General features: G+C 38.5%; 10 protein-coding genes. 6 read left to right on the top strand and 4 right to left on the bottom strand.

The window, feature by feature from the left end; all coding sequences use genetic code 11:
• The 4 genes from pth to mfd form a co-directional block, all read right to left on the bottom strand.
• The gene (gene pth / locus ACYT6F_RS04205; protein ID WP_472600015.1) at window positions 1-564 is read right to left on the bottom strand and encodes an aminoacyl-tRNA hydrolase; all 564 of its coding nucleotides are present in this window, start codon (window positions 562-564) and stop codon (window positions 1-3) included.
• A gap of 87 nt (window positions 565-651) precedes the next feature.
• Window positions 652-1584: a hypothetical protein gene (locus ACYT6F_RS04210; protein WP_472600016.1), complete on the bottom strand. Its 933-nt coding sequence runs from the start codon at window positions 1582-1584 to the stop codon at window positions 652-654.
• Window positions 1585-1686: 102 nt separating this feature from the next.
• On the bottom strand, window positions 1687-2541 hold the full coding sequence (locus ACYT6F_RS04215) for a hypothetical protein (protein WP_472600017.1): 855 nt from the start codon (window positions 2539-2541) through the stop codon (window positions 1687-1689).
• A 142-nt stretch (window positions 2542-2683) separates the two neighbouring features.
• On the bottom strand, window positions 2684-6052 hold the full coding sequence (mfd, locus tag ACYT6F_RS04220) for a transcription-repair coupling factor (protein WP_472600018.1): 3369 nt from the start codon (window positions 6050-6052) through the stop codon (window positions 2684-2686).
• 241 nt (window positions 6053-6293) lie between these two features.
• Here mfd and ACYT6F_RS04225 point away from each other — a divergent pair, with 241 nt between their 5' ends.
• The 6 genes from ACYT6F_RS04225 to ACYT6F_RS04250 all read left to right on the top strand — a co-directional run bounded on the left by ACYT6F_RS04225 (window position 6294) and on the right by ACYT6F_RS04250 (window position 13171).
• On the top strand, window positions 6294-6686 hold the full coding sequence (locus ACYT6F_RS04225; protein ID WP_472600019.1) for a hypothetical protein: 393 nt from the start codon (window positions 6294-6296) through the stop codon (window positions 6684-6686).
• A 412-nt stretch (window positions 6687-7098) separates the two neighbouring features.
• A complete protein-coding gene (locus ACYT6F_RS04230; protein ID WP_472600020.1) occupies window positions 7099-8598 on the top strand; it encodes a GH3 auxin-responsive promoter family protein in 1500 nt (499 codons plus the stop codon).
• 68 nt (window positions 8599-8666) lie between these two features.
• Window positions 8667-9032 carry a hypothetical protein gene (locus tag ACYT6F_RS04235; RefSeq protein ID WP_472600021.1) on the top strand — a complete coding sequence of 122 codons (366 nt, stop codon included), beginning with the start codon at window positions 8667-8669 and terminating at the stop codon, window positions 9030-9032.
• 94 nt (window positions 9033-9126) lie between these two features.
• Window positions 9127-10362 (top strand): MFS transporter, encoded by a 1236-nt coding sequence (locus ACYT6F_RS04240; RefSeq protein WP_472600022.1) that lies wholly within the window; start codon window positions 9127-9129, stop codon window positions 10360-10362.
• Window positions 10363-10451: 89 nt separating this feature from the next.
• Window positions 10452-11069, top strand: coding sequence for a hypothetical protein (locus ACYT6F_RS04245; RefSeq protein ID WP_472600023.1), 618 nt, complete (start codon window positions 10452-10454; stop codon window positions 11067-11069).
• Window positions 11070-11101: 32 nt separating this feature from the next.
• Complete coding sequence (locus ACYT6F_RS04250) at window positions 11102-13171, top strand: T9SS type B sorting domain-containing protein (protein WP_472600024.1); 2070 nt, start codon at window positions 11102-11104, stop codon at window positions 13169-13171.
• Window positions 13172-13221 lie beyond the last annotated feature (50 nt).

Below are 13221 nucleotides of genomic sequence, written 5' to 3' on the forward strand. Positions count from 1 at the left end.
TTATTTCCCGTTAAAAGCAGACATCGTATTATTAATTCCGGCAAATACGAATGACAGGCTCGCTTTCGAGAACTTTTCTATTCTTTCCGGAAGGGCTGCATTTTCTTCTTCATTCCATGTTCCGAGAACATAATCTACCTGCCTCCCTTCGGAAAAGTCTGCTGAAATCCCGAACCTTAACCGCGCATAATTTTGAGTTTGGAGAACTTCGTTGATATTTTTCAGACCATTATGCCCGGCGTCAGATCCTTTTCCCTTCATTCTTAATGTCCCGAAAGGAAGTACAAGATCATCCGTAATGATCAGTACATTTTCCAGCGGAATATTTTCTTTCTGCATCCAGTATTTTACGGCATTCCCGGAGAGGTTCATATAGGTATCCGGTTTCAACACCAATACTCTTCTTCCCTTATATTTCCCGTCTGCCATCCATCCGAAGTTGGTACTGTTGAAAGGAACTTCCAGCGTTTCCGCGATTTTATCTGCTACTTTAAAACCTATATTGTGACGTGTATTTTCGTATTCTGAGCCTTTATTTCCAAGACCTACTATCAAATATTTCATTGAGAAATTTTTTGCAAAATTAAGGTATTAAAACAAAAAACTCAACCTGTAAAAGATTGAGTTTAGTAATATTTTAAAAGATTAATCTTATAATGGTTTGTAAATGTAGTTTACGCCATATCCTTTTCTCATATAAGTCTGCGCATCATAATTGTAGTTTGTAGAAACAACGACTGGCGTCGGTATCGGCTGCGTCAGATCAGCAACAGATTTTCTTTTAGGACTGTTTGGCGACAGGATCCAGCTATCCAGGTCATTTGCTTCTGTTGATAACAATCTGGAAATTTTATAGGCCATTGGCAGCAAAGTAAACGGATTAATCTGCGCATCATAATCGGCGAACTCATAACCGTATTTGGATGTTGCAGTACCGAATACTCCACCTGCAATTGGTCCGTAATTTCTGATTACTTTTGTTACATTATCTCCCGAATATTCGTACGTAGTTTCCGAATAATTGCTGTACGCAAAAGGGCTTCCTATTACCTCGTTACCTGTCTGCATAACAATTTTAGCCAGTTTTGATGTGGTAGAACTGTAGGTAAGATTATAGAGTGTTTTTGATTTTCTAAGGATTACCCATGGTCCCGGCGTTGTGGAAGGCGGCACAGGAGGCGTTCTCTGATATACAGAACGGGTTTCGGAAATAATATCCAATCTTCCTGTATTACCATACGTAAACTGCTGTTCGTACGAAGTACTGTCTGTATCCAGAGTTCCGTTATTGTCAGAATCCAGAAACCCTTTAAAGGTTACTCTGCTGATTTTATCACCACTATACTGTACATCTGTCACTGAGGCTTTCCTTGTAATCACTTTAGATACCTGAAGGCCGTTGTAATAATAGGTAGCCAGTGTATCTGCATCTGTAATTTCTCTGTACAATGCACGTGCACCGATAAGTCCGGTATTGTTGTTGATATCAAGCAGCGGATTTCCGTCTTCATCTGCCAAATCTTTACAAGAATGAACTGCAGAAATACCTACTAAAAGCAAAACAAAATAAAAAAGTCTTTTCATTCCAAGGTGGGATTATTTATTTTTCCACAAATATAGTTTTTTTTTGAATAAAAATCATGTTTTTATTCCTTTTGAAATAAAACCAATAAAGATAAAATATACTTACAAGGGTTTATATATATATTTCACGATCTGTCCGGGATCCGATACAGGATAATTCTGAGAATCATACAGGTAAGTTTTCGGAACGCCTATTTGCGGGGCTCCGGGGCTGATTAAAGTAATTTTCCCGGTATTATTAGAAGACAGTGCATTAAAATTGATCGGGAATAAAGTACCTGTCACCATGAAATATTCTTTCGGTAAGGTTGTATAAGGATTTATTTTAGAATCATAATTATCATATGCATAGGACATGGTAGTAGATGTTGAAGGATCAGGATTATCTCCGTTCATGAGCATCGTCGTATAATCGAGCTTTGCCACATTGCCTGCTGCAAAGGTGAATTTATTTTCAACGTAATGAGTATAGCTGGTACTTCCTCCCATTTTTTTCTTTTCCACAATTCTGTAAAGCTGGCCGTTGGCATCATAAAAAACGGTAAAATCACTATGGTTAGTTGTAGATAACACCGTTTGATCCATGGTTATGGCAGATAATTTTCCCGCTGTATAGGTGAGATTGTAAAGATTATCTATAACATGCGGATTAACATTATCCAGATATCTTATTTTAGAAATCTTGTCACCGGAATACGTAACAGTGGCAGTGATGGTATTGTTGCTTCCTGCATCTCTGATGAACGCCTGGGAAAGAACACCCATATTGGTAATATATTCTTCCTGATCCGTAGTTCCGCTGGTAATCTTGCTCAGAATCCTTGGTCCTGTAATGGTCTGGCCGGCAGAGCTGTTGTTGTTATTCTGATTTGGCGGATCTTCTGTGGTATTGTCGCAGGAAACAGAGAAACTCAACGCCAGAACGGCAAGAGATGAAATGAAGTACTTCTTTATCATACGTTATTAATTTTTCAGGTCTCAAATATAATTTATTTTCTTTGATGAGAAAATCTAAATTTGCTACAATAACAAAAAATCTAAAGACACTGGGTCTCTAGATTTCTGTATTAACTTATTTTTTTGAATTTAACATATTTAATCAGTCTGTTTTCAGCATCGACTTCAGAAGAGAATTTACCTCATCTACATTGCCTACCTTATCTTTCCGCATCATCAGCTGATTGCCCTCTTTCCCGGTTTTTTCTTTAAGCTGTGCCTGCGCCGGATTTTGGGTAAGATAAGTAATAATATGCCTGAACTTATCTGTCTGATAAAACTTATCCTGAGGATTGCCCGGGAAATATCCCAGAAAAACTCCATTTTTCATAACAATTTTTTCAAAACCGATTTCTGAGGCGAGCCATTTTAAGCTTACGCTTTTCAATAAATTCACAGCTTCCTCCGGCAGGCTTCCGAAACGGTCTTCCAGTTCAGATTCAAACTTCGCAAGGTCTTTCTCATTATCAATTTCAGCAAGCTTCTGGTAGAGCAGTAATCTTTCCTCCGTATTCGAGATATACGAATCCGGCAGCATCAGTTCAAGATCCGTATCGATATTGATATCTTTTGTTGTTTTAAAAAGCTTGTTTCTTTCTTCCTCATTTTCAAATAAATTTTCAAACTCCTGGTCATCTTTCAGTTCTTCCAGCGCTTCCTGCATCAGTTTCTGATAGGTCTCAAAACCCATTTCATTAATAAAACCGCTCTGTTCTGCTCCCAGCAAATCTCCGGCACCACGAATTTCAAGGTCTTTCATGGCAATCTGGAAACCGCTTCCCAGATCAGAAAACTGCTCAATAGCTTCCAGTCGCTTTCTCGCATCGGAAGTCATCATATCATAAGGCGGTGTAATCAGGTAACAGAACGCTTTCCTGTTGCTGCGCCCTACCCTTCCTCTCATCTGGTGAAGATCTGCCATTCCGAAGCGCTGTGCATCATTAATGAAGATGGTATTGGCATTAGGAACATCCACACCACTTTCAACGATAGTAGTAGAAACCAATACATCGTACTTTCCTTCCATAAAATCAAGGACATTTTTCTCCAGCTGCTTCCCTTCCATCTGTCCATGTCCGGTGATGACTCTCGCATCCGGCACAAGACGCTGTATTAACCCGGCAATATCTTTCAGATTCTCAACCCTGTTGTTGATAAAATACACCTGACCGTCACGCTGAAGTTCGTACGAAACGGCATCACGGATTATTTCTTCATTAAAACCCACCAACTGTGTATCTACCGGCTGTCTGTTCGGTGGTGGCGTTTTGATTACCGAAAGATCTCTCGCAGCCATTAATGAAAACTGTAACGTTCTCGGAATCGGCGTTGCAGTAAGCGTAAGCGTATCAACATTACTTTTTATGGTTTTTAATTTATCTTTTACAGAAACTCCGAATTTATGCTCTTCATCAATAATCAATAAGCCAAGATCTTTGAATTTAACTGAGCTTCCCGCCAGCTGATGGGTTCCGATAACGATATCAACTTTACCATTTTTTAAGGCTTCCATCGTTTCAGATTTTTGCTTGGCTGTTCGGAAACGGTTGATGTATGAAACATTTACCGGAAAATCTTTAAGCCTTTCTTTAAAACTTCTGTAATGCTGAAAAGCCAGAATTGTAGTAGGAACAAGCACGGCCACCTGCTTGCCGTCGGTTGCCGCTTTAAAAGCAGCCCTGATCGCCACTTCGGTCTTCCCGAAACCAACATCTCCGCAAACCAGCCTGTCCATCACCGTATCGGCTTCCATATCTTTTTTTACATCAATAGTTGCTTTCTCCTGATCCGGTGTATCTTCATACAGGAAGCTTGCTTCCAGCTCGTTTTGTAAATAAGAATCCGGACTGTACGCAAAACCTTTTGCCGTTTTTCTTTGAGCATACAGTTTTATAAGGTCAAAGGCAATCTGTTTTACTTTTGCTTTTGTTTTCTGTTTTAAAGACTTCCATGTTGGTGATCCTAGTTTGCTTAAAACTACTTCCCGACCTTCCGGGCCGTTGTATTTTGAAATTTTATGAAGTGAGTGAATGCTTACATACAGTAGATCTCCGTTTTTATAGGTAAGTTTAAAACATTCCTGAATTTTACCGTCGTTATTTACCTTCACCAGTCCCATGAATTTCCCGATACCATGATCGATATGGGCGATGTAATCCCCGATTTTTAGAGACATCAGATCTTTCAGCGTAAGCTGTTCGGATTTGGCAAATGTATTTTTTGTCTTGTAGCGCTGATAGCGGTCAAAAATCTGGTGGTCTGTATAAACAAGTAATTTATGGTCATGGTCTACAAACCCTTCGTGAAGTTCAGATTTAAAACTCTTAAAAGGAAGTTCATGTTCAAGTTCTTCAAATATAGATTCCAGTCTTTCTTTTTGCTTTTCTCCCGAAAAAGAGATCCAGGTATCAAAACCATTGTTCTGTTTTTCCTCCAGGTCTTCGATCAGCAGTTCAAAGTTTTTATGAAAAGATGGCTGGGGAATCTGGTCTGTTTTGACTTCCTGAAGCTCAATAAGACCTTCAATGGGAACACTTCCGAAGTCTATGGTCTTAAACTTTTTATAATCGAACAAAAATTCCTGATCGGAAATGAAAAGTTCCTGTGGAGTTCTGTGGGAAATGTCCTTGTTTAAAGTATCATATTTTTCCAGGGCCTTTTCATAAAACGTTTTCAGTTTCTGCATGCCAATAATTCCGTTTTTAGAAACAACCAGGCTTTCCTTCGGCAAGAGCTGAAGAAGAGAGACCCGGCTTCCGGTAACGGTGAAATTCATATTTGAAACCAACTGAAAATCATTCACCTTATCTATAGAAAGCTGCGATTCGATATCGAAGGTTTTTATGCTTTCGATCTCATTACCAAAAAAAGTAATACGATAAGGCTTTTCGTTGGAGAATGAAAAAACATCCACAATTCCTCCTCTTACGGAAAACTCTCCGGGTTCAGAAACAAAATCAGCCTGCTGAAAGTTATAATGGTTGAGGAGCTCATCTACAAAATCAAAATCAAGCTGATCGCCCACTTTAATGTGGTGGGAGATTGCCTTAAAATCTTCCTTTTTCAAAACCTTTTCAGATAGTGCGCCTGCGTAAGCAACGATCACTTTCGGAGATTTTCCCGAGGTGAGCTTATTAATGGCTTCCGTTCTTAAAACCAGATTGGCATTTTGGGTTTTTTCCACCTGATATGGCTCCAGATGAGTTGCGGGAAAGTACAATACCTTATCTTTCCCCAAAAGATCTTCCATTTCGGTATTGGCATACAGTGCGTCTTCTTTATCATCAATAATATAAAGAATATGCTTTTTGCGGGTAAGAAAAAGTTCCGCTACAAAAATAGAAACGGCCGACCCCGCACTTCCTTTTACGGATATATGTTGATGGTTTTCCAGCTGAAAAAAAATATCTTTTCCGAATTCTTTTTGAAGCAAGTCCGGAAGAAACTTCTCACTAATGGTTTTTAACTGCATATAATTCTGTATAAACGACAAAAGCGATTTCGGGAGTTTTCCGAAACCGTTTGTTCCTTACAAAGGTACTACTAATTTTCATTCCAAAACCACTTCATTTTTTTATAAAAAACCATAAAAGCTACCGGTAATCTTAATTTTTTACTAAAAAGTTAAATAAAAAGTTAAAAAAAACCTCCATTTTTTAAATGGCACATTGTTTGAAAATTTTAGACTACCAAAAATTAAAGAAATTATTATTATGAAAAAAGCAATCAGAATTTTAGGAATGTTCGCTTTACTATTTTTTGTAGTCACGACAATCACATCGTGCAGCGACGACGATGACCCTGCCAACAACGATTTTTTTGCAGGAACATACAGAGGTAGTGTAGGCTATACAGACGGAGACAACAACATCAACTCTAATGACGGGAGTGTATTCGTAACAAAGATCGCAAGCGGAACAAAGTACAATTTCGCCTTCTCAAACGGAATTCCCGATCTTAATGGCGTTGAATTTAATCAGCAGGGAGACAATACCTTGGTAATGGTAGGATCTACTGCTACATCTTATATCAGAATCGATAATAATGAACTTAGAATTTTATATCTAAAGGACGGTAAATCGTGGAGGGCAAACTGTACGCGATAACCAACTTTTCATATACATTATGTTAGGACCTGCTTTTCTTTATAAGGAAAGCAGGTTTTGTTTTACAGAGGTTTTTTATGTGAATGTTTAATCTTTTTTTAAGCTGTGATAAACTTTAGTTAAGTTTCAGAAATACGATTTCTCTGCCCGAAATTTGTTTACCTTTGATTCAACAAACAATAAAAAGACACGAAAAATTATTATCCGTTATGACTATTATTCCTGAGGTAAAACGAAACTGAAAAAGACAGTATTCAGGATAAAAGTTATACGAAAACAAGTAATACTCAACAATAGTTGTTATTTTCATAATCAAATTTCGAGAACCGATGACCACTCATTCATCGGTTTTTTTTGTTGGATATTGCCAATAAAGTTTCTAAGATTCTTCAGTTATTTATAAATTTGAAGAATGTTACACTTTCTCAAGAAAAAAATAGCATTGCTCTGGGCAAAAAAATATGTCCGCAACGCCGAACAATTCAAAAAAAATGCTGAAAACAATCAGGAGAAACTGTTGCTTTCTCTTGTGGATACCGCTAAAAAAACACTTTTCGGAAGAGAACATGATTTTGAAAATATTAAATCTGTAAAAGATTTTCAGAATAAGGTGAAAATCTCAGACTACGAAGATCTTAAACCTTATATTGAAAGGGTCAAAAAAGGTCAGGCCAATATTCTCTGGACCGATATTCCTGAATATTTTGCAAAAACATCAGGAACAACCTCAGGATCAAAATACATCCCCATTTCAAAGGAAGGGATGCCTTTTCAGGTAAAAGGTGCACAAAGCGCACTCTTTCATTATATCGCAAAAAAAAATAATGCCGATTTTGTAAACGGCAAAATGATCTTTCTTCAGGGAAGCCCGGAGCTTGAAGAGGTTTTCGGGATCAATACCGGCCGCCTTTCGGGCATTGTAGCCCACCACATTCCAAAATATCTACAAAAAAACAGGCTTCCAAGCTGGGAGACCAATATTATGGGGGATTGGGAAGCTAAGGTGGATAAAATCGTAGAAGAAACAGAAAAAGAAAACATGACCCTTATTTCCGGAATCCCGCCATGGCTGATTATGTATTTTGAAAAGCTCGTTGAAAAGCAGGGTAAAAAAATTACTCAGATATTTCCTAATCTTCAGCTTATTGTAACAGGAGGCGTCAATTATGAACCTTATCGCGACAAAATGGAAGAACTCATGGGTGGAAAGGTGGATATTGTACAGACTTTTCCTGCATCGGAAGGCTTTTTTGCATTTCAGGATGATTATACAAAAGAAGGCCTGTTATTGTTGACGAACCACGGGATATTCTACGAATTTGTCCCTCTTGAAGAATACGGAAAACCGGATGCGAAAAGATTAACTTTAAAGGATATTGAACTTAATAAAGATTACGCTTTAATTTTAACCACAAATTCTGGCTTGTGGGCTTATTCGATTGGTGACGTGGTGAGATTTATCGATAAAAATCCTCACAGAATCCTGGTAAGCGGAAGAACCAAACACTACACTTCCGCCTTTGGTGAGCATGTTATAGCCTTTGAAGTGGAAGAAGCCCTGAAGGCTGCCGTAGAAAAACATCCTGCGCAGATTACCGAATTCCATCTGGCTCCACAAGTGAATCCTGAAGAAGGTCTTCCTTATCACGAATGGTTCGTAGAGTTTGAAAAAGAACCTGACAACCTGCCGCTATTCCTCAATGAACTGGACGATCAGCTGAGAAAGCGCAATACCTATTACGATGATCTTATTTCGGGAAATATTCTACAGAAACTTCATATAACACGGTTAAAGAAAAATGCCTTTCAGGAATATGCAAAATCACAGGGAAAACTGGGCGGACAAAATAAAATACCGAGGCTTGCCAATGACAGAAAAATTGCAGATTCATTGAAAATTTACAAACTTTAAGCACATTTTTTCAATTCCGGAAATATATATTCGAAAAAAATTATAAATTTGGAAAACTAAAAAATAATATGAAAGCATCTGTACTTTTAAAATCATCTTTATTGACGTCGTTATTTGTAATTTCATCTTGTGCAACCACAAAATATAGTATGGATACTGCTAAAAATGATTATTCCAATCTGGAAGCAGGCAGAATGTATACTGTGATGATGAGAGATGGTTCTGAAAATCAAAAAATATTATTCCGCAATGTGGAAGGAGATAATATCATAGGCACAGCCGGTAAAAAAGACAGTACAGTTGTAACAATACCAAAAACCAATGTAGCTGCCGTGAGAGACAGCAGAAAGGCTAAAACCGTTATAGGAGCTTCTATTATTGGAGCTGCAGGAGTTGCAGCATTGGTAATAAGTGCCTCCCGCGCTGACAACTAAAATAGATTTTATCTTTTAAACGTCATCTAATTTTTCATTTAAAAAAATATCATATCCATAGCCTTAAATCAATATTTGAGGCTATTTTTGTGAGATGATTTCGTTTACCCCGTTACAGACATTGCAAAATGTTGAGTTCAGGCATCTTCTTACGGGAAGATTTTTTATTGTTTTAGCTTTCAGAATGCTTGCCACTTTGCTTGGATGGTGGGTTTACCAGCTGACAAAAGATCCCTTTTCAATCGGTCTTATTGGCCTCTCGGAAGTTATTCCTGCCGTGAGCTGCGCATTGTACGCCGGCCATGTGATCGATATGAATGAGAAGAAAAGATTATTACTGATCTGCAATTATGCTTATATTTTCCTGATCGGATTACTGCTGATTCCCGCTTTCTTCAATGTAGAAATGCATTTTACGGGGCATCAGATCACGTATTTTATCTATGGAGTAATATTTTTCACAGGTATTGCAAGAGCCTTCATAGGCCCGATTGTTCCGTCAATGATTCCAAAAATTGTAAAAAAAGACAACCTTCCCAATGCCGTTACTTTAAACCAGGCCACATTCCTTATTTCCTCTGTCTGCGGGCATGCGGCGGGCGGATTTCTCATCGGTTATTTTGGGGTAAAATGGACACTAATTGTAATTATTTCACTGATTTTTCTGGCATCTTTATTTTTTTTTCAGTTAAATAAACAACATTCCGAATACAAAAAAGAGAATATTAACGTTATAGAAAGTATGCACGAGGGAATTTCTTATATATTAAAAACAAAAGAAATTCTCGGCGCTCTTTGTCTTGACATGTTTGCTGTTCTTTTCGGGGGTGCCGTGGCAATGATTCCGGTATATGCTACCGATATTCTAAAAGTGGGTGCGGAAGGTTTCGGACTATTGAATGCAGCTTCAGACATTGGGTCTATGTGCATCATTACCGTTCTGTCGATCGTACCGCTGAGAAAGAATCAGGGTAAAATCCTGCTCGCGGTGGTTACAGGATTCGGACTTTGTATTATTGGCTTTGGATTGTCGCGATTATACTGGCTTTCGTTCCTGTTTTTAATGATGAGCGGAATGCTGGATGGCATTTCCGTAGTAATCAGGGGCACTATTGTACAGCTGAAGACTCCGGATAATATCAGAGGCAGAGTCTTGAGCGTCAATTCGATATTCATTATGTCAAGTAATGAAATGGGACAGTTTGAAAGCGGACTTATGGCCAAATTATTGGGCGTTGTACGCTCTGTAATTGTCGGAGGAACCATGACAGTACTGGTTGCGTTAATTGTTGGAGCAACAAACCCGAAATTGAGAAAAATGCAATATTAAGACAGTAAATATCAATTTATTAAATAATATTAAAAACTTTACTTACAAATTAATAATTTTATATATTTGTAATAATAAAATTCCCCTACATGAAAAAAACTCTATTTATTTGTTTTTGTGTAGTAGGCTTTTGCTTACAGGCACAAACTTACAGTGAAAAAGACTTCAAACAGACTGTTGCACAGGTAAACACTGCTAAAACAGAAAGCGACTACGAAACTATTTTCCAAAAATTTTCAACGTTCACCTCATCGAAGCCGTCAGAAAAATGGGATGCGTATTATTATGCTGCGCTTTCTGCGTATCTGAAAGCAGAATTACAGCTTAAGAAAACCCCTTCTGCAGACGTTTCCAACGTGAGCGCCCTTGCCGGGAAATATGCAAAAGGAGGCCTTTCTGATTCTAAGATCAATAACGCCGAGAGTGATATTTTGTTTGGACTAATTGCACTTCAGAAAGCTCAGATTAAGGGAGCAAAAGATGTTAAAACCAACATGGATATTGCTTCGCAGATGATTGCCAAAGCTGAAGCAGTGGCACCAGAAAATCCGAGATTAGCTATTCTTAAGGCTAAATTGGCGGAAATGTCCGGTAATAAAGAAAGTGCTGAAAAGTTGTTTAAAAAGGCATTGACGGGACTTGAAATGAAAAGCACGTCTTCTACTGCACCAAGCTGGGGCAGACAGCTGATTCCATCTATGAATTAATCTTCGGATTAAAAACTTTTAAAACAACTAAAATGAAAAAAGCTCTATACATTTTTCTAATTTTAATTTCCCAGAGCTTTTTCGCACAGTCTAGTTCAGACTGCGGCGGAAACGTACAGGTCTGCGGAAATACTCCGATATCCTTTACGCCTACGGGCCCTGGTAGTGTGATGGAAACCCTTGGCGGTTGCCTTGGCGTTGAACACTTTTCCATCTGGTATACCTTTACTATTGCCACTTCAGGTACATTAACTTTTGTAATTAACCCGAATAATTTTACAGACGATTACGACTGGGCTGTATACGGACCTAACGTGAGTTGTGGGAGTCTAGGAGCGCCTATCCGGTGTAATTATTCTGCTGATGACGGACCAACAGGTCTTAATACTACCGCAACCAATACTTCATCTGGTGCAGGAGGATCAGCATTCTGCTCGAGTATGAATGTTGTTGCAGGGCAAACCTATTATCTTATTGTAGATAACTTTTCATCAAGCGCAAACGGTTTCGTATTGTCATGGGGAGGAACTGCAACATTAGTTTCGCCATTCAACAGTGCGTTTCAGCCGTATCCTTTTATAGAACCGGGAACTCCGGGACCTACAGCTAATTCTCCGAGAGAAGTTGTAGTATGTTCAAATCCTGCGGTTTTTAATTTTACAACCCTTACTGCAGGTATTGTGAACAACAATCCTAACTTTAATGTATCGTATTATTACAACCAAAATGATGCGATCTCAGGAAATAATCCGATCACAACACCTATTACAGTAAATACAACAGACACTTATTATTATGCGATTACCTATACGGAGCCTGGTGCTCCGGCTACCGCAATCAACAGGTGTAGAATTCCCGGAAAATTTAAATTTATACAAAAAGCTATTACAGGTACCAATGCAACATTAACCCAATGTAACAACAACAATCAGGGTACCGCTGTCTTTGACCTTACTACAGCAAATGTCAATCCCGACCCTGCGGTTACCAGAAAATATTATCCTACATTGCAGGATCTTAATGCAGGAACTAATGAAATTACCAATCCTTATCAATATGTTTCTGCAGGAGGTGACGTCTATGTATCGCTGACTTCACCATTTGGATGTAAAGCGACCGCAAAGATTACATTAACTTTCTTCCCGGTAGTAACAGTAACAGAAGCAACGCTAAGATCTTGTTTCATTGAAACGAATCCGGCTACCGCTTCGTTCGACCTTACCGTAGCCCCTGTAACGACACAAACCGGAGTTAAAACATATTACCCTTCTTTGGCTGACGCTGTTGCAGGAACCAACCAGATTGCCAACCCAAGCACATACATTTCTCCAAACGGAGTAGTGTTTATAAAGGTAACAAACGGAAACGGTTGTTATGCTGTTGCTAAAGTAAATCTAATTGTATTACCACCGGTATATTCCAATACGCTTGATGATAAGATCATTTGTATAGAAGACACCACAACGCTGGATGCAGGACCTGGATTCGCAGGATATAAATGGAGTACCGGAGCTACAACACAGACAATTAATAATGTTACTGTGGGTACCTATTGGGTAGAACTTAAAACAGGAGACTGTGTTACGAAACAAACCGTAAAAGTTTATCCTTCCGACCAGCCTGTAATTTCTAATATTGATATTGCCAATAACACCATTACCGTGAATGTAACTGGCGGAACGGCACCTTACAAATATTCTCTTAATGGTATCAACTGGCAGGATTCCAACATTTTCACCAATGTTGCGAGAGGGGATAATTCAATATTCGTAAAAGACGGATACGACTGTGATCCTATCACAATTAGTGTAGTTGTTCCTAATCTTGTTAATGTAATTACCCCGAACGGAGACGGTGTAAATGATGTGATTGATTATTCCGCATTGGCAGGTAAGCAAAACTTAATACTAAGCATCTTCGACAGATATGGTGTAAAAGTAGCACAGGCAGATAAGTCTAACGGATACAAATGGGACGGAACTACAGGAGGTAAAAAAGTATCTACCGGAACCTATTGGTACACCGTAACCTGGAATGAAAACGACAAGAAAAATACACCATTCAAATTCTCAGGATGGGTAATGGTGAAAAATAGAGAATAAAGTAATAAATAATGAAGAAAAACCGCTTTCTCAAGCGGTTTTTTTCACAT

This window comes from Chryseobacterium sp. NG-CE01 (assembly GCF_055695505.1).

Excerpts from the sequence above, each read along its gene's own strand:
- ACYT6F_RS04235 (WP_472600021.1), top strand. The coding sequence starts at position 8,667 with ATGAAAGCATCTGTACTTTTAAAATCATCTTTATTGACGTCGTTATTT.
- ACYT6F_RS04245 (WP_472600023.1), top strand. The coding sequence starts at position 10,452 with ATGAAAAAAACTCTATTTATTTGTTTTTGTGTAGTAGGCTTTTGCTTA.
- ACYT6F_RS04215 (WP_472600017.1), bottom strand. The coding sequence starts at position 2,541 with ATGATAAAGAAGTACTTCATTTCATCTCTTGCCGTTCTGGCGTTGAGT.
- ACYT6F_RS04250 (WP_472600024.1), top strand. The coding sequence starts at position 11,102 with ATGAAAAAAGCTCTATACATTTTTCTAATTTTAATTTCCCAGAGCTTT.
- mfd (WP_472600018.1), bottom strand. The coding sequence starts at position 6,052 with ATGCAGTTAAAAACCATTAGTGAGAAGTTTCTTCCGGACTTGCTTCAA.
- ACYT6F_RS04240 (WP_472600022.1), top strand. The coding sequence starts at position 9,127 with ATGATTTCGTTTACCCCGTTACAGACATTGCAAAATGTTGAGTTCAGG.
- pth (WP_472600015.1), bottom strand. The coding sequence starts at position 564 with ATGAAATATTTGATAGTAGGTCTTGGAAATAAAGGCTCAGAATACGAA.
- ACYT6F_RS04225 (WP_472600019.1), top strand. The coding sequence starts at position 6,294 with ATGAAAAAAGCAATCAGAATTTTAGGAATGTTCGCTTTACTATTTTTT.
- ACYT6F_RS04230 (WP_472600020.1), top strand. The coding sequence starts at position 7,099 with ATGTTACACTTTCTCAAGAAAAAAATAGCATTGCTCTGGGCAAAAAAA.
- ACYT6F_RS04210 (WP_472600016.1), bottom strand. The coding sequence starts at position 1,584 with ATGAAAAGACTTTTTTATTTTGTTTTGCTTTTAGTAGGTATTTCTGCA.